Genomic DNA, 27000 nt, shown 5'->3' on the forward strand with positions numbered 1-27000 from the left:
AGAGCGATGATGAAAGGCGTTGCGACCCTTTATCGCTGGTCGGTTTCAACGGACGAGCGATCCCACTTCGTTCGGGAGTGGCGCGAGGCAGCACGTCAGCTGCGGCGCTCCGGCGCGCTTGGCTGTCACCTGCTTCGCGCGGGCAAAGACGAATTCATCGGCCTTGTGCGTTGGCCGAGCGAATATGCGCGAAGCCGAGTCCGTATCGGCCCGGCGGCAAGCGGTCCCGGCATTCGAGCCCTCGCCACGACCGATCTCTGCGTTGAGGACGATACCCCCGGCCTTCTCTCTGGGATGGGACGATGAGCGGCACCGACCTTATCTTCCAGTTGTTCGCGCTGCTGCTTGGCCTGTCGGTCACTGAATTGCTTGCGGGCTTGGCACGCAGCTGGAGGATCCGCGTTGGCGCGACCCGCGCGGGTGAAGCGCAGATACGGATCGGCTCGCTGGTGCCCTTGCTCGCCCTGCTGGTGCTTTGCGACCAGACGCACTTTTGGCTGACCGCTTACGAGCTGCGGGGCAAGGTCGCGTTCGATTATGCGACCTTGCTGGGCGTCCTCGCGATGATCGGCGGATATTATGTCGTGTCGACGTTCGTGTTCCCCGACGATCCGGAGCATTGGCCGGACCTGGACCATTATTACGCTCGCACCAATCGCACCGTGATTGCCGGGATGGTCGCGATCAACCTTGCGACCATCGCTTACGCAGCTGCCGCGTCCTGGGGCCTGCCGCTCGCGACTTTGCCCGTCATGCAGAGCTGGATCAGCCTCACTGCGGCGCTCCTATTCCTGCCCGGGCTTGCCGCGCTTTGGTTCGTGACGTCCAAGCGTGCGAATGCCGTTCTCTTGATGCTGCTGAACGCGACCCTGCTGGTGGGCGCGATCGGGCCCAAGATACTCGCCTAGGCCGCGACCGGTTTCGGGAGCTTCACCCAGTTGGGCAGGAACTCGTACGGGTCCAGGATCCTGTCGTTCATCGGGATTCCCGCAGCCTTCAGGATCCGATGCAATTCACCCGTTTCCGCGGCGGCCAGCACGTCCATGCAGCCGCCGAGATGGGTCCCGCCCGCATAAACCTGCGGGATCGTGGGCGCGCCTGCGACCTCGTTCAGCGCCGCGCGGATCTTGGGCACGTCGTTGGCGGCGCGGAACTCCGACGTGTCGATATCGATCGACACGAACGGCACGCCGAGCGCGGTCAGCAGCTTGCGCACCGTCCAGCAGAATTCGCACCAGCTCATCGCGAACATCACGACCTTGCCGTGGTTGTTGGCGATCGCGTCGGCGACGAACTTTCGTGCCGTCTCGTCGGTGATCGGCGCGGCCGGCGGCTCCGCGGGCGCGGGTGCCGGCTGCACCGCGATCGCTGGCATCGCCGCATCGAGCAGCCCTTTCTCAGCCTCGTCCATCTCAACTGAAATGTCGCCGAACAACGGCGTCGTCAGGTAGCGCTCGCCCGTGTCGGCGAGCATCGCCAGGATGCGCGACCCAGGCGGCATGTCGCCCGCCGCTTTGATCGCTGCGGCAACGGTCGCGCCGCTGCTGATCCCACAGAAGATGCCTTCGCGCCGCGCCAGCTGGACCGCCGTGTCGATCGCTTCCGCACCGCTCACCCCGATGGTCGCGTCGACCATCTTCTCCGCGACCGCGTCACGGGTCAGCTTGGAAATAAAATCGGGCGTGACGCCCTGGATCGGGTGGGGATGGAAGGCGGGATGGCTTTTCGTTGGCTCGCCGCTTGCAGCGGCATCCTGCGTGATACCGCTTCCAACCAGCGCTGCATTCTCCGGTTCGACGACGATGACCCGGGTCGCCGGGCTCTGCTCGCGGAGGACGCGCGCGACGCCCTTCAACGTGCCGCCGCTACCGAATCCGGTAACCCAGGCGTTGAGGCCGTTGCGGCCGAAGTCGCGAATGATCTCGACTGCAGTCGTGCGGCTGTGAATGTCGGGACCGGCTTCATTCTCGAACTGGCGCGCCAAGAACCAGCCATTGTCCTCGGCCAGCTTCTTGGCGATCGCGATCATGCCGGTGCCCTTCGCCCAGGGAGGCGACAGCACGACCTTGGCGCCGAGGAAGCGTAGCATCTTCCTGCGCTCCAGGCTGAAGTTCTCGGCCATCACGATGACCAGCGGGTAGCCCTTGGCTGCGCACACCATGGCGAGGCCGAGGCCGGTGTTGCCGCTGGTCGCCTCGACCACCGTCTGCCCGGGCTTGAGCTCGCCGCTCTTTTCCGCGGCTTCGATGATGCCGAGCGCCAGCCGGTCCTTGACCGAGCCCAGCGGATTGCGCGCCTCGAGCTTCACGAACAGCTCGACGCCCTCGGGCGCGAGGTGCTGCAGGCGGACAACGGGCGTGTTGCCGATGACGCCGAGAATATCGTTGTGGATGGTCATTGTTGGCTTCCCTGATCTCAAAATCGGGATCGCCAATAATCACGGATCAGCGCGTTCAGAATGACCGTTTCGTCGGAATGCTTGACCCAAACGCCGGAGAAGCGGTGTCAGTAGCGGGCGAGAATGAATTCGCGTGCGGCGCGATACTCGGCCGTCGTGACCCTTCCGTCGCCGTCGGCATCGGCGATCTTTCGAAACTCGGTCGCGGCCGCTTCGGCTTCGGCGGGCTCAAGGAAAATGTCGCGATCCTTGTCGTAGAATTTGAGCGCCCAGTTCATCAACACCCAGTCGCGTTCGAAGATATTGAGTGCTGCGGGCGTCGGTTTCAGCGCCTGCGGCGCCGGTTGCGCCGCGACCGCGGTGCAACTCAGCGTCAGGCCGATCAAGGCAGCAAAACGAACCATCGCCCGCGTAAACGCGCGGACGGCGGTTGCGTTCACAGCCCCTGGATGCGCGTCAGGCGTTGCGGCCTGCGGTCACGCCGCCGTCGACGGGCAGGATGACGCCGGTGATCCACCCAGACTGCGCCTCGTCGGCGAGGAACAGAAAGGCCGCTGTGATATCGGCGGGCTGGCCATTGCGGCCAAGCGGATGGAAAGCGTTGAAGCCGGCCATCTCTTCGGCGGAAGCAACGCCGTCGAACAAGGGCGTTTCGACCACCGCCGGCGCGATCACGTTGACCCGGATATTTTCGGGCGCCAGCTCGATGGCGAGGGATCGGCTCAAGGCGTGGATGCCGCCCTTGGCCATCGCCGGCACGCTCGACGGTGTCGCCGCCACGCCCTGCATCGCCCAAATCGACCCGATATTGATGATCGATCCGCCGCCGCGCTTGCGCATCTCGTTCGCGGCGAGCTGGGTGACCGTGAAATAACCCGCCATCAGGTTGAAGTAATCGCCAAGGTCGCCGTGCGTGACATCGGCCAGCCGCTTGATCCCGAAGATTCCGGCATTGTTGTAGACGACGTCAACGCCGCCGAATTTGGCTGTCGCGGTCTGGATGAGCCGCTCGGCGGTGTCGGGATCCCCGACATCGCCCGCGACCAATGCGACATGCTCGCCGCCGGGATCGATCTCGTTCGCAACGGCAGCCAGCTTGTCCTTGCTGCGTCCGTTAAGGATGAGGTTGGCGCCCGCCGCGCGCGCTGCCCGCGCCGCATCGGCGCCCAGGCCGGACCCGCCACCCGTGATGACAATCGTCTTGTTCTTGAGGCTCATCGAAACAACTCCAATTCGATATCCAGCGGCGGCCAGATAGGTGCGGGCGTGGGCGGCGATCCGGTACGGAATCCGGACTGTCAGCGCAGCCTGAAGAGGCGTAAGCTTGGGCCGTGTCCGGTTACGGCCAATTCTGCTCGATCGCGCGCGCCCATGAGGTTCTTGGCGGCCGCTGGACCTTGCTGATCGTCCGCGAATTGTTGTGCGGAAGCACGCGCTTCAACGATATCCGCCGCGCCATTCCCCGCATTTCGCGTACGATGTTGTCCGAGCGTTTGCAGGAGCTGGTCTATGTTGGCGCAGTCCTTCGGACCGACGGCGCTCACGGCCCCGAATACCGACTGACGCGGTCGGGCAGGGAGCTTGCCTCGGTGGTCCAGGCTTTTGGTATCTGGGGACAGCGCTGGCTGTCGCGGCATGCGGTCGATGAGGACAATGATGTCGAGCCGGTGCTGATCGATATGAAGCGCCGCGTTCGCGTCGGGGCGTTGCCCGCCGAGCCGGTCGTCGTCCGGTTCGAGATCGAGCGCAGCCGCCTGTTCATGCTGCTGCGGCCAACCGAAATCTCGATTTGCGGAAAGAATCTCGGCTTTCCGGAGATCAGCGTGCGCGGTCCGCTCCCCGCTTTGGTGTCGTGGTGGCGCGGCGATTCGTCGCTGTTCCAGGCGCGCCGCATGGGTCTCCAGATAAGCGGCGACCCGCCGCTTGTGCGTGCCTTTCCCGACTGGTTCGAGCGCTACCAGCTGGCCGATATCGAGCCGATGGCGCGACGGGCCGCCCGCTGACTTGCGGTCCAGATTTTGTACCCACCGGCCAACTTTTCCGTCCCTACATGACCGCTCGTCGTTCAACACAATGACGAGAGGAAATGAACATGACTGCCCATTTGCTGGTAATGTATCCCCACCCCAAAGACCCGGCGGAATTCGATCGGGCGTACAAGGAAGAACATCTCCCGTTCGCGGGTCCGAAGCTCAAAGGCGCGACCAGCGTCGTGACCAAGCGCGTGGTCGGGCCATCCTTTGCGCCGCCGCCTTATTATCTCATCTCCGACGTTAGCTATCCGACGATCGAGAAGCTCAAGGAGTGCGCGGCATCGACCGGCATGGAAGCGCTCGACCACGCGGCTTCGATCAGCACCGGTGGTCCGCCCACCGTCGTTGTGGTCACCAACGACCAGTGACCTAAATGCGCCGGGGCCGAGGGTCCCGGCGCCCCCTCGAACAGCGCTCATTTTCGCCACTTCGCCACCCCGGCGAGCAAGCGGCCACCTTGGTCGAACTACGGTTCAGTCCTGCCCGAATTGCTGGCAGGGGCCGGCAATGATCGTGGTCAGGAAACTGTTCGCGTTTGCCGTTGCGGCGTCCGTTGCGATGCCGGCATGGGCGCAGCGCGCCGGCGAAAATGCGGTGACGTCCGCTGACGATGCTTTCGGGACCAGCGTCGGCAACGAAAGCATCGGCCTTTACAGCACGGATGAGGTGCGCGGGTTCAGCCCCGGCGCGGCGGGCAACTTTCGCCTCGACGGGCTCTTTCTTGGCGGCCTGTTCATCGGCAATCCAAGGCTGCTTGCAGGCACGTCGGTGAAAGTCGGGCTGACTGCCCAGGGTTATCCGTTCCCGGCGCCGACCGGCATCGTCGACATTTCGCTTCGGCCAGCCGGCTCGAAGCCGCTGCTCTCGGCGGTCGTGCACGGAGGCATCCAGACCGGCGTCGAGATCGATGGACAGCTGCCGCTGTCGGACACGTTCAGCGTCGCTGGCGGCGTCGGCTACAGCCACTTTCTCGACAATCCCGGCGGCGACTACGGCAATTACTGGTCGGTCGGCATCGCTCCCGCCTGGCGCCCGGACAAGGATACCGAAGTGCGTGCCTTCTACGCACTCGAGGTCGGGCCAAGAGACGTGAGTAGCCCCTATTTCTTCGTCGACGGGCCGCATCTGCCGCCGCGCGTTCCGCACCGCTTCCAGGGCCAGCATTGGGCCGCATGGAAGAACCGGACCGACACGATGGGCCTGTTCGGCCACACTGCGCTCGGCGGCGGCTGGCTCCTAAAGGCCGGGCTGTTCCACCAGAGGTTCGAAAGCAAGAAAAGCTTCAACACCCTGTTCCTCGATACAGCCGAGGACGGGGCGTCGGATTTCGTTGTCGCCATCCATCCGGTCCGGACCACGAATCAGACCGCCGGTGAGGCGAGGCTGACCAGGCAATTCGACGAGGGCCCGCGCCGCCACGAGCTCCACCTTTCCGTCAAAGGGCGTACGCGCACCGGCGATTTCGGCGGTGAGCAGGTGGTCGATTTCGGCCCGGTGACCGTCGGCGAGATCCCGCCGAAATTCCCCGAGCCTGATGTCACCTTCGGCCCGGAAACGAGCGACAAGACGCGCCAGCTGACCGCGGGCGTCGCCTACCACGGCATCTGGCCAGGGGTCGGAGAACTCGGGGTCGGCTTACAGCGGACCGACTATCGCAAGACGATCAGCCCGCCCGACGCGCCGGACATCGTCACGCGCGCCCACCCTTGGCTGTGGAACGCGACGCTCGCGGTGAACCTCGTGCACGGCCTCGTCGCTTACGGCGGCTACACCAAGGGGCTGGAGGACAGCGGCGTCGCGCCCGAGATCGCGATCAACCGGAGCGAAGCGCCGCCCGCCCTGCTGACGTCGCAGCGCGATTTCGGATTGCGCTATGCGATCGGGCCCCTGCGTCTGGTGGTCGGCGGGTTCGACGTTCGCAAACCCTATTTCAACGTCGACCCCAACCTCATCTTTCGCGACCTTGGCACCGTTCGTCATCGCGGGATCGAAATCTCGCTCGCCGGCGAACCGGTGGCGGGGCTGAACCTGGTCGCGGGGGCGGTGCTGATGAAGCCGCGCGTCACAGGCCCCGCGGTCGATCTCGGCCGGATCGGTCGAAAGCCGGTGAGCCAGGCGGAGACTATGATCACCAGCTACGCCGACTACCGGCTTCCGTTCGCGCCGGTCTTTTCGGTCAACCTCGGCGTCAATTATCTCGGCAAGCGCCCGGGCAGCGCCGACAATTTGCTCACCGTGCCCGCGCGCACGATCGTCGATCTTGGCGGCCGCTATCGCTTCCAGCTTGCCAAGTCGCCGGCAACGCTCCGGCTGCAGCTATCCAATCTGACTAATCAATATGCGTGGGACGTGACCGACTTTGGTGGCTTCCGCCGTAATCGCCCGCGCAGCATCCAAGCCGACTTATCGGTCGATTTCTAACGCCTTCTTCCTCTCGCCGAATTGTCACGCCCCTTGCCGGATGTCGCGCATTCGCTAGGCTTGCGATGCTCAGATGGAGGCTAAGTGGCCCCTCATGATTGGGACAGGCCGTAAGTGAAGGCCGAAGTTCTGCGGTTTGGTGACACGCAGACCCCCGTCGTTGTGATCGACGATTTCAGCAGCGCGCTCGAACATATTCTCGACATCGCGGATGAGCTTGCGCCCTACCCCCGCCACACAAATTACTACCCGGGGCTGAGGCGCATCTTCACGGCGGCCGACACGGCCGCCAACGCCTATGTCGAAGAGACTTGCGAGCGCGCCGCGCCGTTCATCGCCGACGCCTTCGACTTCGACGGCTTCGATCTCGTCGAAGCCAGCTTTTCGATGGTGACTTTGCAACCGACGGAGCTGACGCCGCCCCAGCGCGCGCCGCATTTTGACACGACCGACCAGAAGGATCTCGCCTTGCTGCATTTCCTCCGCGCGCCGGGCGATACGGGTACGGCTTTCTTCCGCCAGCGCGCGACAGGAATCGAGCGCGTGACCGAGTACAATGTCTCGGTCTACGTCCCGGTCGCGGAAGCGCAGATCCCGCAGCTGCCCGCGGGTTCGGGTTATTTCCACGGCTCGGACGAATTTTACGAGCAGATCGGCGCGGTCGACGCGGTCCCCGATCGGATGATCATCTTTCAGGGAAGCCTGCTCCATTCGGGAATTGTCCCGCCCGACATGCCGCTGACTGGCGACCCTCGCCAGGGCCGGCTCACTTCGAACATCTTCATTCGCGGCCGTTGAAGACATTCGGGTTACGGGTCACTGCGTGCCCTCAGGAAGCCAGCGCTCCTCGAACCGCTTTGTGCAGCGCGTCGGCACGGAACGGCTTGGTCAGCAGCATTGCCTCGGGCGCAGCCTGCTTGACCGCTTCGGTCTCGCTATAGCCTGACACGAAGAGTATCGACTGGTCGGGCGTATCGGCCAGGATCCGCCCTGCGACTTCTGCGCCGGACAGCCCGGGCATGATGAAATCGAGGATGACGAGATCGGGTCTGCTCCGTTCGAGCAGGGCAAGGCCCTCGCGCCCGTCGCTGGCCTCACGCACCTGGTAGCCCTGTTCCTCAAGTGTCTCGACGATGAAGCCGCGGACGTCGGGATCGTCGTCGATCACGACCACTGACCTGACCGTCGCTGAGGCTGGCACCGCCGTTTCCTCCGACGGCGCTTCGGCCTCGGGCGAGGCGGCGACATCGGCCTTGCGGAACAATAGCCTCACCGCTGTCCCTTCGCCTTCGTGGCTCTCGATCCGCGCCGCGCCGCCCGACTGGCGGGCCATGCCGTAAACCATCGAGAGGCCAAGGCCGGTGCCCTTCCCGACCTCCTTGGTGGTGAAGAAAGGCTCGAACGCGCGCTCGGCGACTTCGGGCGGCATGCCGGCGCCGGTGTCGGCGATGGTCAGCTCGATATAGTCGCCGTCGGCGAGGTCAGGGTCGCCGCGGACGCTGAGCTTGCGGCTCGAAAAACTCAGGATGCCTCCATCGGGCATGGCGTCGCGGGCATTGATCGCGAGGTTGAGGACCGCGACCTCGACCTGAGTCGGGTCCGCCATCACTGGCATCATCGCGTTATCGAGATCGAAGCGTTTTTCGATCCCGGGTCCGAGGACGTTGCGCAGCAACGGGCGCATATTCTCGATCAGCGGCGCGATATGAGTCGTCCGGACCTCGAGCCGCTGGACTCGGCTGAATGCGAGGAGCTGGCCGGTCAGCCTTGCGCCGCGCTCGGCCGCCGCGAGGGCATTGTCGGCGTAGCGCTTCAGTTTTGCGTCCTCCGCGCGCTTGGTGATAATGTCGAGCCCGCCGACGACCACGGTCAGCAAATTGTTAAAGTCGTGCGCGATACCGCCCGTCAGCTGGCCCAGAGCTTCCATCTTCTGGCTCTGCCGAAGCTGCTCCTGCGCGGCCTTCAGTTCCGTGATGTCGCGAGCTTCGAACAGCAGGTAGATGATCTTGTCTGTGCCATCGCGGACCGGCTGGACCGATACGTCCAGATAGGCGGTGGGCACGCCCGGGCGCTCCATCTTAACCTCGGTCGTGAACACCTTGCCCTTGGCCGCGGTCGCTATGCCCTTCTTCATCGTCGCGACATGCTGCGGATAGGCGGTGAGCGTTGGCGCGTCCCACAGCTTGGAACCGAGCGCTTCCTCGGGATTCGGGTGGCGCCAGACTTCGCGCCGGTTATTGACCGCCAGTACCGTGCCATCGGGCTTGAGCAGCACCATCACCTCGAGCGCGGCCTCGAACACCGCGCGGAACTGCGCCTCCGATGCCGCCAGCTGGCTGGTGCGCTCCTCGACCTCGCGGCGAAGCTCGAGCTCGGCCTCCTTGGCGACGGTGATGTCGCTCGCGACGCCGATGAACCCGATCAGCTCTCCATCGCCTGAAAAGCGCGGCTGCGACACGCTGCGAAGCCAACGCCACTCGCCGTCCCAGCGCTTGTAGCGGCCCTCGAGCGGGAAAGCCTTCAGCGTTGCTTCGCCCGCCACCGCGTCGGCGACGATCCGCTCAACGTCGTCGGGATGGATGCGCGTCCGCCAGTCGAGCTTTCGCGCTTCCTCGCGCGTTCCCTTCGGCCCGCACACGAAGTCGACATAATGGTCGTTGACGAAGTCGCGCACGCGGTCGAGCCGCGTCACCCACATCATCGCCGGCGCGGAGTTGGCGATCCGCTTGAACCGATCCTCGCTCTCGCGCAGCGCCTGCTCAGTCGCATATTGTTCGCTGATGTCGGTGATGACGATGACGACGCCGTCGATCGCGCCCGTCTCCGGGTTGACCCAGGGGACGTAGTCGCTCTGCGCCGCGACGCTCCCCCGCTCGGGATGCTGCCACGTGCCCGAGAAGAACTGCCGCTCGCCACCAAGCGCCGCCTCGAGCGCCCCGCGCCGCTCCTCGAACGCCGCCTCGCCGATGACCTCGCGCATATGCCTGCCGATCATCTCGCGCCGCGGCTTCCCCAGCCATTCGGCAATCGGCTTGTTCATGAAGCGGTAGACGAAGGAGCGGTCGACAAAGGCGGTCATCACCGGCAGCAGGTCGGCGAGCGTCATCAGCCCCGGGGGCGTGAACATTGCGCCGGGAAGGCCGGCGGGCTTACTCGTCTTACTCGGCTGGTCGGCCATGACGGCACCGATACGCGCTTTTTCTGCCGCCGCAATTAACCAGCGGCGATTTCGGCCGCCCGCGTAACGACCACCGCCCGCCGCCACTCAACTAGCGGCTCATCGTTCCACCCCAGCAATCTCAGGCACTTGAGGGAAGCCGGGCGGTTGGTGCGGGGAGGCGATTTTTCGCCCGCCCCGCCTTGCCCCGAGCGCGGGGCCTTAAGCACAAGGAGTGTACCCCATGCGTAACCTCATCATCACGACCGCGATCGCCGCCGCTGCCGCCGCGATCGCCGCCGCGCCTGCCACGGCCCAGACCGTCACCTCGCCCGACGGCACGATCCTGACCAACACGCCCGAAATGGCCGCCGGTTATTCGAACAAGGGCCAGTGCCAGTCGACCTTCCGCCAGCTGCGCAACGACCAGCGCAAGAGCACCGACCGCGGCGGCGAGCCGTACGACAGCATGACCAACAGCGAATATAACGCCGCCAGCAACATGACGACGCGCTGCGAAAAGCTCGACGACGGCCGCTGGTACGTCGTGTTCAACGCCGACGGCTTCTAAGCCCGGCGCTTATTGTTTGCGTGCAAGGAGGCGGGTCCGACAGGGCCCGCCTTCTTTGTGTGGGGAGGAAGGAGCCGTCACGAAGTAAATTCGTGACGTCGATCGGGCTCGCTCCGCGACCCGTCGGCCGGCTCTCGCGCTCTCTTCGACATAAGCTGCGCTCGCTTCACTCCGCTCCGCTTATGCTCGGGCGCTCACAAATAGCTGTCCTATTTGGATTTCGCCTGCTCCACGCTGGTCGATGAGCGAGTCATCAACGGCCGCCGCAGCCGAAAGCGGCAACCCCATCCCCACCTTCGAAAAGCTGTCCGCCGATCCTGAGATCGCGGCCCTGCTCGCGTTCGAGCCGGTCCCGCGCAAGACCGGCGCGACGGGCGCCTGGACGCCCCGCCTGCAGCGCGAATTCATCGCCCGGCTCGCGGTCACTGGCGCCAACAGCAAGGCGTGCGAACAGATGGGCAAGGACCGCACCGGGATCATGAAGCTCTATCGCTCGCCGTTCGGCAAAAGCTTCCGCGCGGCATGGGACAATGCGGTCGCGCTGGCGGAGAAAAGGCGGGCGGAGGCGGTCCGCGCCGCGCCGGTCGCGGCGGGCACAGTGCCACCGTCGATCGACCACCGCTTCAAGGCGCGCGGGCGCGACGCGCTTCCCGAACCGCTGCCCGAGCCGAGCGAGGAGCAGAAGTGGGAGCTGATGCGCACGCTGGGCGTCAAGTTCATGCGCAAGGTCGCGGCCGAGCGCGAGGCGCGCCTCGCCGGCGAAATCGTCGCCGCCGATTTCACCCTTCGCCAGATCACCTTCATGGAAGTGATGTTCGACCTGTTGTCGTGCGAATGGGGCTGGGAACCGCAGGCCGTGCTCCAGGACCTCCGGCGCGGCGACGCCGGCCTGCACGACATCGTTTCGACCTGGCTCAGCGACTGGATGGACCGCTCGCGCCGCATGTGGTGGCAGCAGGAGGGCGAGCCCGACCGGCCGGCCTGGCCCGACACCAGCTTCCTCGATCGCCGCTCGCACCGCGACGGCGATTATGCGGTCGCGGTCGACATGTACGCGTGCAGCGGCTCGCGCCCGCCGCCGGGCATCGAGCAGGATGCGTGGGACGCGATGAGCAAGTGGGACCAGAACCTCGCCATTCAGCGGGTCCACGACGAGATGGCAGAGGAGCAACGGGCTTGGGAAGCGCGAGCACACGCCGACTGGATCGCGCGGCAGGTGACCGAATGAGGTGGCGGGACGACCAGCCGGCGCGCCTGCCGTGGATCAACCGGCAGCCGCTCGGCGTGCCCGGCGTGCAGCGGCGCGAGCACGATGTCGAGAAAGAGGAGCGGGACGCTGCAGCAGAGTGGCTGCGGCATGTCGAGGCCGGGAGGATTGGTTAGGCGGTTGGGGTCTTACGCAACAGGTTCTTGAGGGAGGCGCGGATGCTCGGCCCGGACAGATGGGCATCGACGTTCGCGTGCCGCTCGCGGCGCAGCGCGGCGCGGACTTCGTCGATCGTGCTGCATTCGGGGGCGAGCTCATAGGCCCGCTCGATCACGCCTTTTTCCATGAGAGAGGGGGTAGCAGAGTCTTTGCGATAGCGAAATGATTGACATGCGGAGCCGTTCGGCCGACGGGTCGCGAAGCGAGCCCGATCGACGTCACGTCGGATTTAATCCGCGTGACGGATTCGGTTAGAGATTTTTCGTCACCCTCCGTTGCTTGTTGACGATGCTCTTCCCTCGTCTAGCCTCTCCGAATGAAAGCTTGGACGGCATTCAAGAAACTGAGCTTCAATCAGAAGCTTACTTCGTTTTTGACGGGTGTAGCGGGCATCACTGGATTCGCTACACTCATCATTTCCGGCCTCGCGTACTCTTTAGCGGCTTCGGACAAAGACACAGAAAACGCTGTTCAAGAGTTGTCGAAACTTGCCGCTCAAGGGCAGCAGCAGGCTGATAACCTAGCCCAACAAACGGGCCTCATGCGCGAGGAGGTTCGCGAGCAAGGAAAGCAGGCGGCATCGCTGAACCAACAAGCCAAGCTCGCCGAGCAGCAGGTCCGCAATCTCACGCAGGACCTACAGATCAGCCAGGCCGCGTTAGGTGTTCAGCTAAAAATTCAAGATTCCCAAAGAAAGCAACTGGAGTTGTACCGAAACTCTCAGATCCAGCTCTATCGAAACATCGCAACGGGCGTTGTTTATCTGGAAACACCGATGGTCCCGCACGTGGATTTGAGAGCTGTCGTAGCGATAGCTAACTTGGGAACGGCCCCAGCTCGCATCTTAAGCATAGATGTTGATTATGAAATGACCAACGAAGATCCTCAGGTATTTGCATCCAAGAATTTTCGTAACGTTGGAGAATACCGCGGGACATACGACGTCGATTTGGCTCCGGGAACAATGGTGCAACAGGAGGCGCCTATCCAGGTAAGCGATGTGACCGAACAAATGGTGAAAGACTTTCACGCTGGAATTGGCAAGACGGTTTTAATGGGCCGAATCGTTTATCTAGACCCCCTCGCAAACAAGCATTTTCATTACTTTTGTTACTTCGAGACCGTCCAGAGGGCGGCCCAAGTTTGCGCAAGCCCAGTGTCGCGCTAATCTATCGCACCCTCGCCCGGCGCTATCCCGCCGCCTTCGCTCGTGGTTCAGTGCGGAACATTTCCTCGGCCCTTGTCTGATTGTTGCAGGACGTCCCGGATGTGACAAACCGAGCCGGGCCCCGCGATTGCCCTCAGTGTTGCGGACGCCGCAGGTCATTGGAACTCGCTGCCAGCGATAATCTCCTGCTGGTCGGCGGCCATTTGGCCGCGCGGCCAATGTGCGCGAACGTACGCGAAGGGGGGCACTCTTTTCCTGCGAACCCAACAGCCGGGGCGCCTGGCGCACGGACGAGCACGTGAGCACCGGAGCACGCGAGTACCCGATCACGGGATCACCCGGGAGCACCGCTTTTGCAATATAAACTATTGAAATTTAAAATATATTGATTCTGATCGTTGCAAACTGAACTAACGAGTTTGCTCCGAGTAAGTCAAACTCCACGGATGGAGGTTGTCGCGCTCCGGCCTCTCATAGTGCTCGGATACGCGAACTTAACAGTCGACCTTGCATATTAGAATCGGCTACTGTTGCTTTATCGCGGTTGGGGTGGGTCGGCAGCTGGATTCCAAGCCAGTTTGCGGACCCACCCGCCCTCGCAGGGACAATCGTGCAGGGCTGAAGCTCCAAACTTCAGCCCGTGATCTCTCAATAGGTGACAAATGGTGATTCTAACAACCAGACAACAATCAGGCGCCAAAAAGCGCAAAGTCGAACTTCGAGAGAAGTTTTGGCCTGGGGTAACTGAAAAACATCTTTGGGATCGTCAGCATCGCGACGGATTCGCCACGGTTCCGAGGGCGATGCCGCAGATGCTGTCAATTATGAATGATCTTGCTGACAAGGGGCAGCCAATAGGACCCACTTATCTGGAACTTTGGTGTCGGCTGGGAGACGAAGGCTACCTAAACTTGAATCGCCCGCACGAAATGGCGGCTGCAGCTGGCTTTGGTGGGCAGAGAGCAATTTATACGTGGCGAGACAGGTTGTCGAAGCTACGCGAGCTTGGGTTCATCGATTTCAAGGACGGGCCGGCCGGCGAATTCTCATACGCGCTGTTCTGGAATCCATATCACGTAATTCGCCGTCACTATGAAAAGGGAAGCGTCAGCGATGCCAAGTGGCAAGCGCTCGTCTTTCGCGCGCATGAAATTGGCGCCAACGATCTGGATGAAGACCTGCCTGATGAGCCTCAGCCGAAACCAAAGCCGAAGTCGAAACCAAAGAAGTGACTGTTAGAATCTAGAGAGCCGAACAAATGCACTTTGTTTACATCGACGACTCAGGCGACGATGCAATTGCCTGTTTTTCGGCGCTGATCATTCCTGCTGACCAGTGGCGCGCCGCGCTCGATCACCTGCTTTCAGCACGCCAGCAAATGAACGAATCCGACGGCATCTACATGAAGGCCGAGATGCACGCGACGGATTGGAATGGGGCAAAGGGCGCATTGCTAGGCATCCGGTTCAAAAGATCCGACGTGCGGAGCTCTTTGATTTCTTCCTTTCCAGCGTTGCGTCCATGCCGAGCGCCCAATTGATCAATGCAGCTGTCCCGAGATCCGAAAAGGATCGTGCATTTGAGTGGCTGCTCATGCGCATTCAAAACAACATGCGGATCGCGGGAAGTCGCTGCGTGATTTTCTGTGACGAGGGGAAAAGTTATGACGCAATCCGTCGACGGATGGGCGTCTTTAACTACATCCCCAGCAAATACGGTGAATGGGGGGAAGGCGGGCCGGCAAAAAACATTCCGGCGGATCGGATCCTGGAAGACCTCGTCTACCGCAAATCCGAGCGCTCGATATTCGTTCAGGCCGCGGATGCATGCGCATATGCGTTGCTCAGAAGAGAACGGCCGCTGGCAAGCAAGAACGCACTTGGCCTCGACCAGTCGTTCTTTATTTTGGAACGCATAATGGTGAAGCAGGCATTCGGTAAGGACGAGTACGGAATCATAAGATAAAGGCTCCGGCAGCAGAGCTACCAGAGCCTTTGGGCTGCCGCGCCGGTGGTCGCCTTCGCAACTCCTAGCGCAGCAATAGTTATATAGTTGAAAGTGTTAGATTTTTCAAGTTCTTAAATCGACTCAAAATCAATCACTTAGCCTTCATCTCCCATCCTCAGCGCCGCGATAAACGCCTCCTGTGGAATGCTCACATTCCCATACTCCCGCATCCGCGCTTTCCCCTTCTTCTGCTTCTCCAAAAGCTTGCGTTTGCGCGTCGCGTCGCCGCCATAGCATTTGGCGGTGACGTCCTTGCGCATCGCGCTGATCGTCTCGCGCGCGATGACCTTGCCGCCGATCGCGGCCTGGATCGGGATCTTGAACAGGTGGCGCGGGATCAGCTCCTTCAAGCGCTCGCACATGCCGCGGCCGCGCGCCTCCGCAGTGCCGCGGTGAGTGATCATCGAGAGCGCGTCGACCGGCTCTTCGTTGACGAGGATGCTCATCTTGACGAGGTCGCCCTCGCGGTGGCCGAGCTGCTCATAATCGAACGAGGCATAGCCGCGGCTGATCGATTTCAGGCGGTCGTAAAAGTCGAACACGACTTCGTTCAAGGGCAGCTCGTAGGTCAGCTGGGCGCGCTGATGGGCGCCGGTGCCGACATAGGTCAGTCCTTTCTGGATGCCGCGCCGGTCCTGGCACAGTTTGAGGATCGCGCCGACATATTCGTCGGGCGTGTAGATGGTCGCGCGGATCCACGGCTCCTCGATGCTCTCGATGCGGTTGGGATCGGGCATGTCGGCCGGGTTGTGGAGCTCGATCACCTGCGCGGGCTCGGTCTTCGAATGCGTCAGGTGCATCTTGTAGACGACCGAGGGCGCGGTGGTGATGAGGTCGAGATCATATTCGCGGGTCAGCCGCTCCTGGATGATCTCGAGGTGCAAAAGGCCGAGGAAGCCGCAGCGGAAGCCGAAGCCAAGCGCCGCGCTGCTCTCCATCTCGAAGCTGAACGAGGCGTCGTTGAGGCGGAGCTTGTAGAGGCTCTCGCGGAGCTTCTCGAACTCCGCGGCGTCGACCGGGAACAGGCCGCAGAAGACGACCGGCTGGACTGTTTTAAAGCCAGGGAGCGGCGCGGCCGCGGGGCGCTTGGCATCGGTGATCGTGTCGCCGACGCGGGTCTCGGCGACTTCCTTGATCTGCGCGGTGATGAAGCCGATCTCGCCCGGGCCGAGCTCTGACAGTTGCTCGATCTTGGGGCGGAAGCAGCCGACGCGGTCGACCAGGTGGGTGGTGCCGGCCTGCATGAACTTGACCTGCTGGCCGCGCTTGAGGACGCCGTCGATGACGCGGACCAGGATGACCACGCCGAGGTAGGGGTCGTACCAGCTGTCGACGAGCATCGCCTGGAGCGGGGCGGCGGCGTCGCCCTTGGGCGGCGGGATGCGCTCGACGATCGCGTCCAGCACCTCGGTGATGCCGATGCCGGTCTTGGCCGAAGCGAGGACTGCTCCGCTTGCGTCGAGGCCGATGATCTCCTCGATCTCCTGCCGCACGCCCTCCGGGTCCGCGGCGGGCAGGTCGACCTTGTTGATGACGGGCACGATCTCATGGTCGTGCTCGATCGACTGGTAGACGTTGGCGAGGGTCTGCGCCTCGACCCCCTGCGCCGCGTCGACGACGAGCAGCGCGCCCTCGCACGCGGCGAGGCTGCGCGAGACTTCGTAGGCGAAGTCGACGTGGCCGGGCGTGTCCATGAGGTTCAGCTCATGACCCTTCCATTCGAGGCGCACGGTCTGCGCCTTGATGGTGATCCCGCGCTCGCGCTCGATATCCATATTGTCGAGCACCTGGGCGTTGCCGACCATCTCGCGGTCGGTCAGCCCGCCGGTCGCCTGGATCAGCCGGTCGGCGAGCGTCGACTTGCCGTGGTCGATGTGCGCGATGATCGAAAAGTTTCGGATTTTGCTGATGTCGGTCATTTAAGCGCGCGCTATAGTGGCTCGGCAAAAGGGGGCAATCGAGATGAAGCGAGTGAGCGTGCTGGCGGCTGTTGCCGCAGTGAGCATTGGAGCGGCACCGGCCAAGGATCCGCCGCCGATCGCGAATTACTGGATGGACGTCGCGACGCAGAGCGGGATGGGCGCGGGCATGACGCCCGGAGCGCGGCCGAACATGGGCCAGATCATGAGCATGATGAACGGCGGCGGCGGCAGCGTCGTCCACACGCTCGACCTTCGCCTGGCGTCCAAGGACAAAGCGCCGGCCGCGCCGCAGGCCGACCACCTGATCCCGCCGACCCTGCAGATGGGCGCGAGCCTGCCGCTCATCACGCCAGTGCGGGTGGTCGAGACGCCGAGCACGCTGCCGTTTAAGCAGCCCAAGGGCCGCATGCTGATCTACTGGGGCTGCGGCGAGCATGTCTCGGCCGGCCAGCCGACGGTCATCGACTTTTCCAAGATCCAGCCGGGCAAGGTGCCGCCGGGCATGGCGGCGATGGCCAGCATGGCGCATGTCGTCAGCGGACCGACCAGCGCGCCGGGCTTCGGCCGCTGGCCCAACGACAAGGACAGCCGCCAGGTGCCGGCGACCGGATCGCTCCTCGGCGCGCACAGCGTGCAGGCCAATTATTCGCCGACGATCGGCTTCAACCTCGCGGCGGGCCAGGACTTCATGCCGGGCCTCGCCCTGCGCGAAGCGGGCACGATGCCGTCGGGCGCGGACCGCCTGATGTGGACTCCGGCGGCCCAGGCAACGGGCTATGCGCTGGCGATGTTCGGCTCGAACCAGGCCGGCGACGTGATCATGTGGAGCTCGGCCAGGTCAGCGTCGATGGCGGCGCTCGATTATCTGAGCCCAAGCGAAGTGAAGCGGCTGATCACGACGGGCGCGGTGCTTCCCCCGACGACCAGCGAGTGCATGCTGCCGGCCGAAGTCGCGGCCGCCGTTCCGATGGGGATGGTGATGGCCATCGGCTACGGCCCCGAGGTGAATTTCGCCGAAAAGCCCAAGGCGCCCAAATGGACCACGAAAGTTCGCTACAAGACCACGGCGTCGCTGATGCGCGGCATGCGCGGAATGATGGGCGGCTACGACGGCGAAGGCGGCCAGCAGCAGGCGCAGCAACCCGAACAGCCGAAGAAAAAAAAGCGCGGGTTTGGCCTCGGCGACCTGATCGGCGCGGTGCCGCACTAAGTCCTTTGATCGAGTCACTAGATGGGTGACTACGAGGATTGATTTGACCGACTCGGATTGATCGGCGCAGGGCGGCCCTAAAGGGGCCGCCAGTAGGCGTTCTGCATTCTCCACGGCCGAGTGAGCGTTGAACTCAACACGAGCGGGAGAAAAAGCATGCACGGATTCCATCCGGTGATCGGTCGCCGTCACTTCCTTGCCAGCGCTGCAATCGGCTCGATTGGCGCCTTCCTTCCGCTTAGCGCAGCGCATGCTTCAACGACACCCGCACCGCCGGGCGCCGAAACGCTCGCACCGACACCGGCCACACCCGCTGCTCCGGCCGCGGTTGGCGACAGCTCGATCATCGGCGCCGCTGCAGCGAGCTTCGCGCCCGGCGACGATCCGTCGATCCGCCCGTTCCATTACCATGCAACCGACGCCGAGCTCACCGACCTCAAGCGACGGATAAAGGCGACGCGATGGCCGACCCGGGAGCTAGTTACCGACGACACCCAAGGCGTTCAGCTGGCGACGATGCAGAAACTCGCCGATTACTGGGCCAACCACTACGACTGGCGGAAGATCGAAGCGAAGATCAACGGCTATCCCAACTTCGTCACCAACATCGACGGGCTCGACATCCACTTCATCCACGTGAAGTCAAAGCATCCAAACGCACTTCCGATTATCGTTACGCACGGTTGGCCGGGCTCAATCGTCGAGCAGCTGAAGATCATTGATCCGCTGGTCGATCCGACGGCGCACGGCGGCAAGGCCGAGGACGCTTTCGACGTCGTGATCCCGTCCCTTCCGGGCTACGGCTTTTCCGGCAAGCCAACCGAGCTCGGATGGGAGCCAGTGCGGATCGCGAAAGCCTGGACGACGCTGATGGGTCGCCTTGGCTACAAGACGTTCGTCGCGTCTGGCGGCGACTGGGGCGATCCGGTCACCGAGCAGTTGGCAGTCAACCATTCCGACCATGTTCGCGGCATCCATCTCAACATGCCGTCGGCCGTGCCCTCGGAAATCTTCGCCGCAGTCAATGGCGGCCCGACGCCGCCGAACCTCTCTCCGGACGAAACGCAGGCGCTCGACCAGCTGAAGTTCTTCTTCGGCAAGGGGCTTGGTTATGCTCAGGAAATGACGCTTCGGCCGCAGACCCTCTATGCGCTCGAAGATTCACCGACCGGGCTGGCCGCGTGGATCCTCGATCACGACGCGCTGAGTTATCAGATGATCGCGCGCGTCTTCGACGGCGTGCCGGAAGGGCTTACCCGCGACGACGTGCTCGACAACATCACCCTTTATTGGCTGACCGCGACCGCGGTGTCGTCCGCTCGGCTATATTGGGAAAACAAGCTGGCCTTCTTCAAGCCGCAGGGAGTGACGATCCCGGTCGTCATCAGCTCCAACCCGACAGAGCTGTACCAAGTCCCGGAGAGCTGGGCGAAGGCGGCCTTCCCGAACATGATCTATTATCAGCGGCACCCGAAGGGGGGCCACTTCATGGCGTGGGAACAGCCCGGCTACTACGTCGACGACGTTCGTAACGGTTTCCGGTCGCTCCGATGATCAGCATTGCAATGGTGGCGGCGGCGGCCAGTGCCGCCGCTGTTCCGACCCCGTCGCCACTCGGCACCGCGCGAACCGACCTGCAGCGCCACGACCTGAGCGTGGCGGGGTGGGAAACCTTGCAAGCCAGAGTCGATTTCCCGCATGGCGTCACCGCGCCACGACACCGCCATCCCGGCGAGGAGATCATCTACGTCCTCAAAGGTACGCTCGAGTATCGGCTCGACGGCCAGGCGCCGGTGATCCTCAGGCCCGGCGGCGTGCTGTTCGTGCCCTACGGGGTGGTCCATTCGGCGAAGAACGTCGGCGACGGGGAGGCGTCCGAACTTGCGACCTACGTCGTCGAAAAGGGCAAACCGCTGCTCGAACTGGCAAAATGAGTGTCGATCGCCGCACTTTTTGCGGCGCGGCGTTCGCCGCTGCGGCGGCATCGCAGCTTGGACACTTGAGCGTGGCGGAAGCGGCGACGCCTAATCTGAAGAGAATCAAGGCCGGCGTCCTCGATGTGGCGTATGCGGAAGCGGGACCGGCAGGCGGGCCGCCCATGCTGCTGCTTCACGGCTGGCCTTACGACATTCATGCGTTCGACAAAGTGGCGCCGATTCTCGCCGCACATGGTCATCGCGTGATCGCCCCTTTCCTTCGTGGCTTTGGCGAAACTCGCTTCATCAGCGCCGACACCGTGCGCAACGGCCAGCCGGCAGCGCTGGCCCAAGATGCGATCGACCTGATGGACGCATTGAAGATCGATCGTGCAGTGATCGGCGGATTCGACTGGGGCGGACGGACAGCGGACATCTTGGCTGCATTATGGCCCGAGCGGGTGAAAGGACTGGTCGCGGTAAGCGGTTACCTGATCGGGAGCCAGGCGGCGGGCAAGCAGCCTCTCCCGCCCGAAGCCGAATACCAATGGTGGTACCAATTCTACTTCTCCACGCCGCGCGGGGCGCTCGGCTACGCGAAGAATACCCACGCCTTCGCCAAGCTGATCTGGAAGCTGGCGTCGCCGCAATGGAAGTTCGACGACGCGACGTTCGAGCGATCGGCCGCTGCGCTCGACAATCCCGACCATGTCGCGATCACCATCCACAATTATCGCTGGCGCCAGGGACTGGCCGAAGGGGAAGCGAAATACGATTCGATCGAGCAGAAACTCGCCTTGGGACCCATGATCGGCGTTCCAGCAATCACCATGGAAGGCGACGCTAATGGCGCGCCGCATCCCCCGCCCGAAAGCTATCGCGCCAAGTTCACCGCCAAATACGAGCATCGCAGCCTAACCGGCGGGATCGGCCACAATCTGCCGCAGGAAGCGCCGAAGGAATTCGCCCAGGCGATGCTTGATATCGCGGGGGGATAACTTTCCAGCGACCGCCATGCCGCACTAAGCCGCCTCAGGCAGCCTAAGGCGTGACGAGGCGGTAGCCGACCGCGGGCTCGTTGAGGATGATCTCTGGCTCGGCGGGGTTGCGCTCGAGCTTCTGGCGAAGCGCGCGGACCGCGACGCGCAGATATTCGGTCTGGCTTTCCTGCGCCGGCCCCCAGGCGGTGCGCAGCAGATGGGCATGGGTCAGCACGCGCCCGGGATACTTGGCGAGCTCAGCCAGCACGGCATATTCCTTGGGCGTCAGGTGCACCTCGCGCCCCTCCCTCGACACCGCGCGCTGGAACAGGTCGATGGTGATCGGGCCGGCCTCGACCGGCTTTTCGTCGGACACCGGGCCGAGCTCGACCAGGTTCGAGATGTAGCGGTCGAGCTTGTTCGTGTCCGTGCCAATGGTCGAGAGTAGCGCCTTGTCGCCCGCGCCCGCACGCTTCAGCGCGCGGACCGCAACGCCGATGGAATCGAGCAGCGGGCGGAGGTCCTGGCCGATCGACGACAGCAGGGTTGCGCGGACGCGGTCGCGCTCGCGCACCGCGACGAACTCCCGCGACTGGCGGTCGAGCCGGGCGCGCTCGAGGGCCAGCGCCAGCTGGTCGAGGAGGTTGGTGAGAAGCAGCAGGTCGTGCTCGTTGACCGGGGCGGCGCCGTCGTCGCGCGCGAGGCCTGCGGCGGCGAGGATCGAGTCGGCCGACCGAACTGCGTGGAACTGCCACTCGGCGGGCTGGCTGCGCGAGGTCGCGCGGCCCGCGGGCTCGCCGGTTTCGAGCGTAAGCGCGGCGGCCGCAATGTCGCTCGGCGTCAGCCGGTTGCCTTCCGGCGTGGCGGCCAGCACGTGCGGCGTCGGTTGGCCGACAACGATCATCGCGTTGCAGTCGAACAGCCGGTTGAGCTCGGCGCAGGCGGACCGCGCGATCTCCTCCTCGCTGCTGCAGGACAGGAGATGGTGGGCGAAACCGGCGATGGTCGCGTTGCGCGCGGCGTGGGCGGCGGCAAGCCGCGCCTGGTCGCGGATGGCGGCGGCGAGCTTGCTGGTGACCAGCGCGACGCTCAGCAGGACGATCACCGTCACGATGTCGTCGACCCGGTTCATTCGGAAGGTGTGGACTGGCTCGGTGAAGAAGAAATTGTAGGCAAGCGCCGCGCCGACGCCGGACAGCAAGGCGGGGCCCAGCCCCCACAAGGCGGCCGTCGCGAGGACCGCGGGGAGGTAGATCATGTCGACCGCGTCGTTGCCCCAGCGCGGCGCAATCCACAGGCCGGCGAGCGTCGACACGGCAACCAGCGCGATTGCGCCGGCATAAGCCTGGATACGCATCACGATCGGCGTCGCGGGCGGACGGACGAGAGCTTCAGCCATGGCCGCTAAGTGCGCGCGCCCACGCCAAGCGCCAAGACCTGACCTGCCGATTTAACACTGCTGTCATCTTGGCGCTGATCAGAAACCACATAGAATCTTTATGCAGTCGAGGCCCACATCGGGACCCATCATGAGCAACACGGCAATCGCAGCCGGCGCGACTCAGTATGAGCCCGCGGCCGAGCACGGTCACTCGCTCCCGGCATTGATGCTGGGGGCGATCGGCGTCGTTTACGGCGATATCGGTACCTCGCCCCTATACACGATGAAGGAAAGCTTCCTCGGGCCGCACCCGATGGCGGTCGACCGGCTTCACATCTTCGGCGTGATCAGCCTGATCTTCTGGTCGCTGATGCTGGTCGTCACCGTCAAATATGTGTTCGTCGCGATGCGCGCCGACAACAAGGGCGAGGGCGGGTCGTTCGCCCTGCTGTCGCTGATCTCGCGCAACCTCGGCCACAAGAAATGGGCGCCCGCGCTCGTCCTGCTCGGCGTGCTCGCGACGTGCCTGTTCTACGGCGACGCGATGATCACGCCCGCGATCTCGGTCCTGTCGGCGGTCGAGGGACTGACGATCGCGGAAGCCGGGCTGCAGCCGCTGGTCATCCCGATCTCGATCGGAATCCTGATCGCCTTGTTCCTGGTCCAGTCGCGCGGGACAGCGAAGGTTGGAGCGTTGTTCGGGCCGGTGATCGTCATCTACCTCGCGGTGCTTGCCGCGCTCGGCGTTGCCAACATTCTCGCCGAGCCCGGGATCATCGGCGCGCTCAGCCCGAGCTGGGCGCTCCGGTTCTTCGCCTACAATCCGAAGCTCGCCTTCCTCGCGCTCGGCTCAGTGTTCCTCGCGGTCACCGGCGCCGAGACGCTCTATGCCGACATGGGGCATTTCGGGCGCAAGGCGATCGGCTGGTCGTGGCTCACGCTCGTCTACCCATGCCTGATGCTCAATTACATGGGGCAGGGCGCGCTCATGCTTGGGCATCCGGCAGCAGCGGTAAATCCGTTCTTCCTGATGGCCCCGGACTGGGCGCGGCTGCCTTTGGTGTTCATCGCCACGGCGGCGACGATCATCGCCAGCCAGGCGGTGATCAGCGGAGCGTTTTCGGTAACGCACCAGGCGGTGCAGCTGGGCTTCCTGCCGCGCCTCAAGACCCTTCATACCAGTGAGAAGGCGCTCGGCCAGATCTACATTCCGGCGGTCAATTGGGGGCTGTTGGCGATGGTCATCGTCCTCGTCGTCGGCTTCCGCGAGTCCGGACGCCTCGCCTCGGCCTACGGAATCGCGGTGACGGGGACGATGCTGATCACGACGATGATGCTCGCCGTGCTGGTGTTCCAGGTGTGGAAGTGGAACCGGTTGCTGGCGAGCGCGACCATCGGCACGTTCCTGGTCGTCGACGGCACCTTCTTTGCGTCGAACATCACCAAGATCCCCGACGGCGGCTGGTTTCCGCTGCTGGTCGCAGGCATCAGCTTCACCGTGCTGACGACCTGGGCCAAGGGCCGCGCGCTGATGCGGGCGCGGCTGCAGGAATCGGCGCTTCCGCTGAAGGTGTTCATCAAGTCGACCAGTGCGACCGTCCACCGCGTGCGCGGGACATCGGTGTTCCTCTCGACATCCGCCGACAGCGTGCCGGCCGCGCTGCTGCACAATCTCAAGCACAACCAGGTGCTCCACGAGCGCGTGTTGATCCTGACCGTGAAGGTCGAGGAGGTGCCGCACGTCGCGCAAGCCAGGAGGGTCGAGATGGAGAGCGCCGGCGAGGGCTTCTACCGCGTCGTCCTGCATTACGGTTTCATGGAGGAGGTCGACATTCCCCGCGACCTCGCCGGCATCCGCACCTGCGGCGAGCCGTTCAACATGATGAGCACCAGCTTCTTCCTCGGCCGCCAGAAGCTGATCGCGTCCAAGACGAATGCGGGAATGGCCTTGTGGCGGGAAAAACTGTTCGCCTGGATGCTCAAGAGCAGCGAAAGCGCGATGGAGTTCTTCAAGCTCCCGACCAACCGCGTGGTCGAGCTTGGCAGCCAGCTCCAGATCTGATCGCCGCCCTTATGGAAGACGCTTCGATTTTTATCGAAATGTCTTTGACTTGCCCGGGCGAGGTGTCATTTCGAGTTCATTCGAAAGGACATCATCATGCGCCGATTGCTCCAACTGCTGATTGCGATCCTGACCGAGCAGCCGCAGGTTGCTTGCTGCAACGCGGACATCCACTGGGCTAACTTCCGCTGATGAAGCCGGAAGGGGCGGTGGAGGCGCTCGGCGCGCTTGCGCAGGAGCATCGCCTTGCCCTGTTCCGGCTGCTCGTCGGCGCGGGCGACAAGGGCATGGCCGCAGGCGCCATTGCCAAGCACCTCGGCGTGCCCAACAGCTCGCTCTCGTTCCATCTCGCGCAGCTGCGCAATGCCGGGCTGATCGTGCAGGAGCGGCAGCACCGCTCGCTGATCTACCGGGCCAACTATCCCGCGATGAACGAGCTTGTTGATTATTTGACCGAGAATTGCTGCGCTTCCGGCGAGTGCTAACGCAGCGGCGATGCAGATCCGCGCTGCCACGCCTGACGACGCCGAGGCGATTACCGCCATCTACGCGCACCATGTGCTGAACGGCGCCGCGAGCTTCGATGAGGTCCCGCCGAGCGTTGAATTCTGGCGGGAAAAGATCGGCGCGATTCTGGCGAAAGGCTGGCCGTTCCTGGTGGCGACCGAGGATGGGCAAGTCGTCGGCTATTGCTACGCGACGCAGTTCCGCGACCGCCCGGCCTATGCCTTCACCTGCGAGAACAGCATCTACGTCCACCCCGAGCGATTGGGGCGGGGAGTCGGCCGCGCCATGCTCGAGGCGCTGATCAAGGCCGCGAAGGCCGCGAACTTCCGCGAGATGATCGCGGTGATTGGCGGCGCGGAGCCGGCATCGGTCGCGCTCCATCGCGCGTGCGGGTTCGTTGAAACGGGGCGGATGAAATCGGTCGGGTATAAGTTCGGGCGGTGGCTGGACTCTCTCTACATGCAGCTCCGCCTGCGCGGCTGACCTTCCCATTTCCCGCGCGCCGCTAAAGCGGTAGGTCGTTTCGGAAACGAATCGAGGGGGGACATGATGGTTCGATTTGCGAAGCCTGCCCGCGCGATGGTGGCGATGAGCGCAATCGCATGGGCGATGCCGGCGCAGGCCCAGCTGGCCAAGCCATCGAATACGCAGCGCACGCAGCAGGCGATGATGAACGACGTGCCGCATTGCGTCCGCAAGCTCGGCACCGTGTCGGTGATGGATGGCGACGATCCGTCGGGCTGGACGCAGTTCCAGCTGGCCGGCCCGCAGAAGCTCTTGAAGGTGCTGATCCAGCGCTCGGGCTGCTTCAACCTGGTCGATCGCGGATCGGGCCTCAGCGCCGCGCAACGCGAGCGCGACGTCGCTGGCGGGCTCGGCATGCAGCGCGGGTCGAACGTCGGGCAGGGGCAGATCAGGGCCGCCGATTATGTCCTCGTCGCCGAAGTCCAGGCGGCCGACCGGGATTCGGGCGGGAGCGCGATTGGCGCCGGTATCGGCGGGATGGTCGGCGGCAGCTTCGGCGCGGCGCTCGGCGGGATCAGCACGCGCAAGATGGAAGCCAATACCGTCCTGTCGCTGACCAATGTCCGCACCACCGAGACGATCGCGGTGCAGGACGGCTATGCGGCAAAGAACAGCCTGAGCTTCGGCGGCGGCGGCTTTTTCGCGGTCGGCGGAATCGTCGGCGGCGGCTATGACAGCACCGACATCGGGCGGATCGTGACCCTGGCGTTCATCCAGGCCTATTCGAAGATGGTCACCGACCTCGGGTTATTGCAGCCGGGCAGCGCGGGCACCGCCGAAGCGACCCCGTCAAAGACGTTCATCGCCCAGGCTTTGGTGTCGCTGCGCACCGCGGCGGCGGCGAGCGCCAAGGTGATCCGCACGCTCCCCGCCGGATCGATCGTCTATCCGACCGGGCAGAAGAAGGGCCTGTGGTGGGAGGTCGCCGACGAGAATGACAATGTCGGCTGGGTGCTGAACACGAAGCTCACGCCGGCAAATTAGACGTCTGCGGCGAGGCCGCTCAGGAATTTCGCGATCGCAGTCTCGTCGCGCTTGTAGAAAGTCCACTTCTTGATCCGCTTGGGGATCAGGAAGCCGGCGTCGACCAGCGCTTTCAGATGCTGGGCGGTGGTCGGCTGGGCGAGACCGAGCTTCTCCTCGATGCGGCCGGCGCACACGCCGTCGATCTCCAGGTCGCCGTCGACCTGCGGGCGGAAGTTTTTGGTCGGCGCCTTCAACAGTTCCATGATCTGGAGCCGGTGACCGTTGGCCAGCGCTTTCAATTGTTTCTCGCGGATCTTTTTCATATCGTCCTATTGCAATATGACAATAGC

The 27000-nt window shown here is 63.8% G+C and carries 29 protein-coding genes; 21 read left to right on the forward strand and 8 right to left on the reverse strand.

Annotated features, from left to right (window positions below; all coding sequences use genetic code 11):
- Positions 1 to 6 precede the first annotated feature (6 nt).
- Positions 7 to 306: a hypothetical protein gene (locus AC4K8G_RS08755; protein ID WP_491733767.1), complete on the forward strand. Its 300-nt coding sequence runs from the start codon at positions 7 to 9 to the stop codon at positions 304 to 306.
- Positions 303 to 908 carry a hypothetical protein gene (locus AC4K8G_RS08760; protein ID WP_491733768.1) on the forward strand — a complete coding sequence of 202 codons (606 nt, stop codon included), beginning with the start codon at positions 303 to 305 and terminating at the stop codon, positions 906 to 908. The genes AC4K8G_RS08755 and AC4K8G_RS08760 overlap by 4 nt, the downstream gene beginning before the upstream one ends.
- Here AC4K8G_RS08760 and AC4K8G_RS08765 read toward each other — a convergent pair.
- From AC4K8G_RS08765 to AC4K8G_RS08775, 3 genes are all read right to left on the reverse strand, one after another.
- Positions 905 to 2398, reverse strand: a complete 1494-nt coding sequence (locus AC4K8G_RS08765) for a pyridoxal-phosphate dependent enzyme (protein WP_491733769.1) — start codon at positions 2396 to 2398, stop codon at positions 905 to 907. The two genes, AC4K8G_RS08760 and AC4K8G_RS08765, sit on opposite strands and share 4 nt — an antisense overlap.
- Before the next feature lie 107 nt (positions 2399 to 2505).
- Positions 2506 to 2802 carry a hypothetical protein gene (locus tag AC4K8G_RS08770; RefSeq protein WP_491733770.1) on the reverse strand — a complete coding sequence of 99 codons (297 nt, stop codon included), beginning with the start codon at positions 2800 to 2802 and terminating at the stop codon, positions 2506 to 2508.
- Positions 2803 to 2854: 52 nt separating this feature from the next.
- Positions 2855 to 3616 carry an SDR family NAD(P)-dependent oxidoreductase gene (locus tag AC4K8G_RS08775; RefSeq protein WP_491733771.1) on the reverse strand — a complete coding sequence of 254 codons (762 nt, stop codon included), beginning with the start codon at positions 3614 to 3616 and terminating at the stop codon, positions 2855 to 2857.
- Between the two features lie 113 nt (positions 3617 to 3729).
- Here AC4K8G_RS08775 and AC4K8G_RS08780 point away from each other — a divergent pair, with 113 nt between their 5' ends.
- The 4 genes from AC4K8G_RS08780 (at position 3730) to AC4K8G_RS08795 (ending at position 7650) form a co-directional block, all read left to right on the forward strand.
- A complete protein-coding gene (locus tag AC4K8G_RS08780) occupies positions 3730 to 4401 on the forward strand; it encodes a winged helix-turn-helix transcriptional regulator (RefSeq protein ID WP_491733772.1) in 672 nt (223 codons plus the stop codon).
- Between the two features lie 89 nt (positions 4402 to 4490).
- Complete coding sequence (locus AC4K8G_RS08785) at positions 4491 to 4799, forward strand: EthD family reductase (RefSeq protein WP_491733773.1); 309 nt, start codon at positions 4491 to 4493, stop codon at positions 4797 to 4799.
- Between the two features lie 139 nt (positions 4800 to 4938).
- Positions 4939 to 6852 (forward strand): TonB-dependent siderophore receptor, encoded by a 1914-nt coding sequence (locus tag AC4K8G_RS08790; RefSeq protein WP_491733774.1) that lies wholly within the window; start codon positions 4939 to 4941, stop codon positions 6850 to 6852.
- A 114-nt stretch (positions 6853 to 6966) separates the two neighbouring features.
- Positions 6967 to 7650: a DUF6445 family protein gene (locus AC4K8G_RS08795; protein WP_491733775.1), complete on the forward strand. Its 684-nt coding sequence runs from the start codon at positions 6967 to 6969 to the stop codon at positions 7648 to 7650.
- 31 nt (positions 7651 to 7681) lie between these two features.
- Here AC4K8G_RS08795 and AC4K8G_RS08800 read toward each other — a convergent pair whose 3' ends face one another.
- Complete coding sequence (locus AC4K8G_RS08800) at positions 7682 to 9979, reverse strand: PAS domain S-box protein (protein ID WP_491733776.1); 2298 nt, start codon at positions 9977 to 9979, stop codon at positions 7682 to 7684.
- A 274-nt stretch (positions 9980 to 10253) separates the two neighbouring features.
- Here AC4K8G_RS08800 and AC4K8G_RS08805 point away from each other — a divergent pair, with 274 nt between their 5' ends.
- The 3 genes from AC4K8G_RS08805 (at position 10254) to AC4K8G_RS08815 (ending at position 11963) form a co-directional block, all read left to right on the forward strand.
- Positions 10254 to 10580, forward strand: a complete 327-nt coding sequence (locus AC4K8G_RS08805; RefSeq protein WP_491733777.1) for a hypothetical protein — start codon at positions 10254 to 10256, stop codon at positions 10578 to 10580.
- A 241-nt stretch (positions 10581 to 10821) separates the two neighbouring features.
- Complete coding sequence (locus AC4K8G_RS08810) at positions 10822 to 11808, forward strand: hypothetical protein (RefSeq protein ID WP_491733778.1); 987 nt, start codon at positions 10822 to 10824, stop codon at positions 11806 to 11808.
- A complete protein-coding gene (locus AC4K8G_RS08815) occupies positions 11805 to 11963 on the forward strand; it encodes a hypothetical protein (protein ID WP_491733779.1) in 159 nt (52 codons plus the stop codon). The genes AC4K8G_RS08810 and AC4K8G_RS08815 overlap by 4 nt, the downstream gene beginning before the upstream one ends.
- Here AC4K8G_RS08815 and AC4K8G_RS08820 read toward each other — a convergent pair.
- Positions 11960 to 12133, reverse strand: coding sequence for a hypothetical protein (locus AC4K8G_RS08820; protein WP_491733780.1), 174 nt, complete (start codon positions 12131 to 12133; stop codon positions 11960 to 11962). The two genes, AC4K8G_RS08815 and AC4K8G_RS08820, sit on opposite strands and share 4 nt — an antisense overlap.
- Before the next feature lie 189 nt (positions 12134 to 12322).
- On the opposite strand from AC4K8G_RS08820, the gene AC4K8G_RS08825 reads away from it, so the two are divergent.
- The 4 genes from AC4K8G_RS08825 to AC4K8G_RS08840 all read left to right on the forward strand — a co-directional run bounded on the left by AC4K8G_RS08825 (position 12323) and on the right by AC4K8G_RS08840 (position 15139).
- Positions 12323 to 13174, forward strand: coding sequence for a hypothetical protein (locus tag AC4K8G_RS08825; RefSeq protein ID WP_491733781.1), 852 nt, complete (start codon positions 12323 to 12325; stop codon positions 13172 to 13174).
- A 662-nt stretch (positions 13175 to 13836) separates the two neighbouring features.
- Positions 13837 to 14406 (forward strand): hypothetical protein, encoded by a 570-nt coding sequence (locus AC4K8G_RS08830; RefSeq protein WP_491733782.1) that lies wholly within the window; start codon positions 13837 to 13839, stop codon positions 14404 to 14406.
- Positions 14407 to 14432: 26 nt separating this feature from the next.
- A complete protein-coding gene (locus tag AC4K8G_RS08835; protein ID WP_491733783.1) occupies positions 14433 to 14714 on the forward strand; it encodes a hypothetical protein in 282 nt (93 codons plus the stop codon).
- The gene (locus AC4K8G_RS08840) at positions 14711 to 15139 is read left to right on the forward strand and encodes a DUF3800 domain-containing protein (protein ID WP_491733784.1); all 429 of its coding nucleotides are present in this window, start codon (positions 14711 to 14713) and stop codon (positions 15137 to 15139) included. Before AC4K8G_RS08835 ends, AC4K8G_RS08840 begins: the two co-directional genes overlap by 4 nt.
- Positions 15140 to 15276: 137 nt before the next feature.
- Here AC4K8G_RS08840 and lepA read toward each other — a convergent pair whose 3' ends face one another.
- A complete protein-coding gene (lepA, locus tag AC4K8G_RS08845) occupies positions 15277 to 17100 on the reverse strand; it encodes a translation elongation factor 4 (protein WP_491733785.1) in 1824 nt (607 codons plus the stop codon).
- A 43-nt stretch (positions 17101 to 17143) separates the two neighbouring features.
- On the opposite strand from lepA, the gene AC4K8G_RS08850 reads away from it, so the two are divergent.
- The 4 genes from AC4K8G_RS08850 to AC4K8G_RS08865 all read left to right on the forward strand — a co-directional run bounded on the left by AC4K8G_RS08850 (position 17144) and on the right by AC4K8G_RS08865 (position 21227).
- The gene (locus AC4K8G_RS08850; protein ID WP_491733786.1) at positions 17144 to 18313 is read left to right on the forward strand and encodes a hypothetical protein; all 1170 of its coding nucleotides are present in this window, start codon (positions 17144 to 17146) and stop codon (positions 18311 to 18313) included.
- 156 nt (positions 18314 to 18469) lie between these two features.
- Positions 18470 to 19867 (forward strand): epoxide hydrolase family protein, encoded by a 1398-nt coding sequence (locus tag AC4K8G_RS08855; RefSeq protein WP_491733787.1) that lies wholly within the window; start codon positions 18470 to 18472, stop codon positions 19865 to 19867.
- Complete coding sequence (locus AC4K8G_RS08860) at positions 19864 to 20247, forward strand: cupin domain-containing protein (RefSeq protein WP_491733788.1); 384 nt, start codon at positions 19864 to 19866, stop codon at positions 20245 to 20247. Before AC4K8G_RS08855 ends, AC4K8G_RS08860 begins: the two co-directional genes overlap by 4 nt.
- Positions 20244 to 21227: an alpha/beta fold hydrolase gene (locus tag AC4K8G_RS08865; protein ID WP_491733789.1), complete on the forward strand. Its 984-nt coding sequence runs from the start codon at positions 20244 to 20246 to the stop codon at positions 21225 to 21227. Before AC4K8G_RS08860 ends, AC4K8G_RS08865 begins: the two co-directional genes overlap by 4 nt.
- Before the next feature lie 43 nt (positions 21228 to 21270).
- Here AC4K8G_RS08865 and AC4K8G_RS08870 read toward each other — a convergent pair whose 3' ends face one another.
- Positions 21271 to 22608, reverse strand: a complete 1338-nt coding sequence (locus AC4K8G_RS08870) for a DUF4118 domain-containing protein (RefSeq protein WP_491733790.1) — start codon at positions 22606 to 22608, stop codon at positions 21271 to 21273.
- A gap of 130 nt (positions 22609 to 22738) precedes the next feature.
- Between AC4K8G_RS08870 and AC4K8G_RS08875 the strand changes: the two genes are divergently transcribed.
- The 4 genes from AC4K8G_RS08875 to AC4K8G_RS08890 all read left to right on the forward strand — a co-directional run bounded on the left by AC4K8G_RS08875 (position 22739) and on the right by AC4K8G_RS08890 (position 26668).
- A complete protein-coding gene (locus AC4K8G_RS08875) occupies positions 22739 to 24652 on the forward strand; it encodes a potassium transporter Kup (protein WP_491733791.1) in 1914 nt (637 codons plus the stop codon).
- 191 nt (positions 24653 to 24843) lie between these two features.
- The gene (locus tag AC4K8G_RS08880; RefSeq protein ID WP_491733792.1) at positions 24844 to 25137 is read left to right on the forward strand and encodes an ArsR/SmtB family transcription factor; all 294 of its coding nucleotides are present in this window, start codon (positions 24844 to 24846) and stop codon (positions 25135 to 25137) included.
- Positions 25138 to 25147: 10 nt separating this feature from the next.
- A complete protein-coding gene (locus tag AC4K8G_RS08885; protein ID WP_491733793.1) occupies positions 25148 to 25642 on the forward strand; it encodes a GNAT family N-acetyltransferase in 495 nt (164 codons plus the stop codon).
- A 63-nt stretch (positions 25643 to 25705) separates the two neighbouring features.
- Complete coding sequence (locus AC4K8G_RS08890; protein ID WP_491733794.1) at positions 25706 to 26668, forward strand: SH3 domain-containing protein; 963 nt, start codon at positions 25706 to 25708, stop codon at positions 26666 to 26668.
- Here AC4K8G_RS08890 and AC4K8G_RS08895 read toward each other — a convergent pair.
- Positions 26665 to 26973, reverse strand: coding sequence for an ArsR/SmtB family transcription factor (locus tag AC4K8G_RS08895; protein ID WP_491733795.1), 309 nt, complete (start codon positions 26971 to 26973; stop codon positions 26665 to 26667). The two genes, AC4K8G_RS08890 and AC4K8G_RS08895, sit on opposite strands and share 4 nt — an antisense overlap.
- Positions 26974 to 27000: the final 27 nt, after the last annotated feature.

The sequence above is a fragment of the Sphingomonas sp. SP3 genome (assembly GCF_058514305.1).

Coding starts and splice junctions, on each gene's coding strand:
- AC4K8G_RS08800 (WP_491733776.1), bottom strand. CDS start 9,979: ATGTTCACGCCCCCGGGGCTGATGACGCTCGCCGACCTGCTGCCGGTG.
- AC4K8G_RS08895 (WP_491733795.1), bottom strand. CDS start 26,973: ATGAAAAAGATCCGCGAGAAACAATTGAAAGCGCTGGCCAACGGTCAC.
- AC4K8G_RS08890 (WP_491733794.1), top strand. CDS start 25,706: ATGATGGTTCGATTTGCGAAGCCTGCCCGCGCGATGGTGGCGATGAGC.
- AC4K8G_RS08770 (WP_491733770.1), bottom strand. CDS start 2,802: ATGGTTCGTTTTGCTGCCTTGATCGGCCTGACGCTGAGTTGCACCGCG.
- AC4K8G_RS08835 (WP_491733783.1), top strand. CDS start 14,433: ATGCACTTTGTTTACATCGACGACTCAGGCGACGATGCAATTGCCTGT.
- AC4K8G_RS08775 (WP_491733771.1), bottom strand. CDS start 3,616: ATGAGCCTCAAGAACAAGACGATTGTCATCACGGGTGGCGGGTCCGGC.
- AC4K8G_RS08860 (WP_491733788.1), top strand. CDS start 19,864: ATGATCAGCATTGCAATGGTGGCGGCGGCGGCCAGTGCCGCCGCTGTT.
- AC4K8G_RS08865 (WP_491733789.1), top strand. CDS start 20,244: ATGAGTGTCGATCGCCGCACTTTTTGCGGCGCGGCGTTCGCCGCTGCG.
- AC4K8G_RS08755 (WP_491733767.1), top strand. CDS start 7: ATGATGAAAGGCGTTGCGACCCTTTATCGCTGGTCGGTTTCAACGGAC.
- AC4K8G_RS08830 (WP_491733782.1), top strand. CDS start 13,837: ATGGTGATTCTAACAACCAGACAACAATCAGGCGCCAAAAAGCGCAAA.
- AC4K8G_RS08825 (WP_491733781.1), top strand. CDS start 12,323: ATGAAAGCTTGGACGGCATTCAAGAAACTGAGCTTCAATCAGAAGCTT.
- AC4K8G_RS08850 (WP_491733786.1), top strand. CDS start 17,144: ATGAAGCGAGTGAGCGTGCTGGCGGCTGTTGCCGCAGTGAGCATTGGA.
- AC4K8G_RS08785 (WP_491733773.1), top strand. CDS start 4,491: ATGACTGCCCATTTGCTGGTAATGTATCCCCACCCCAAAGACCCGGCG.
- AC4K8G_RS08790 (WP_491733774.1), top strand. CDS start 4,939: ATGATCGTGGTCAGGAAACTGTTCGCGTTTGCCGTTGCGGCGTCCGTT.
- AC4K8G_RS08880 (WP_491733792.1), top strand. CDS start 24,844: ATGAAGCCGGAAGGGGCGGTGGAGGCGCTCGGCGCGCTTGCGCAGGAG.
- AC4K8G_RS08870 (WP_491733790.1), bottom strand. CDS start 22,608: ATGGCTGAAGCTCTCGTCCGTCCGCCCGCGACGCCGATCGTGATGCGT.
- AC4K8G_RS08760 (WP_491733768.1), top strand. CDS start 303: ATGAGCGGCACCGACCTTATCTTCCAGTTGTTCGCGCTGCTGCTTGGC.
- AC4K8G_RS08875 (WP_491733791.1), top strand. CDS start 22,739: ATGAGCAACACGGCAATCGCAGCCGGCGCGACTCAGTATGAGCCCGCG.
- AC4K8G_RS08855 (WP_491733787.1), top strand. CDS start 18,470: ATGCACGGATTCCATCCGGTGATCGGTCGCCGTCACTTCCTTGCCAGC.
- AC4K8G_RS08820 (WP_491733780.1), bottom strand. CDS start 12,133: ATGGAAAAAGGCGTGATCGAGCGGGCCTATGAGCTCGCCCCCGAATGC.
- AC4K8G_RS08805 (WP_491733777.1), top strand. CDS start 10,254: ATGCGTAACCTCATCATCACGACCGCGATCGCCGCCGCTGCCGCCGCG.
- AC4K8G_RS08810 (WP_491733778.1), top strand. CDS start 10,822: ATGAGCGAGTCATCAACGGCCGCCGCAGCCGAAAGCGGCAACCCCATC.
- AC4K8G_RS08815 (WP_491733779.1), top strand. CDS start 11,805: ATGAGGTGGCGGGACGACCAGCCGGCGCGCCTGCCGTGGATCAACCGG.
- lepA (WP_491733785.1), bottom strand. CDS start 17,100: ATGACCGACATCAGCAAAATCCGAAACTTTTCGATCATCGCGCACATC.
- AC4K8G_RS08765 (WP_491733769.1), bottom strand. CDS start 2,398: ATGACCATCCACAACGATATTCTCGGCGTCATCGGCAACACGCCCGTT.
- AC4K8G_RS08885 (WP_491733793.1), top strand. CDS start 25,148: ATGCAGATCCGCGCTGCCACGCCTGACGACGCCGAGGCGATTACCGCC.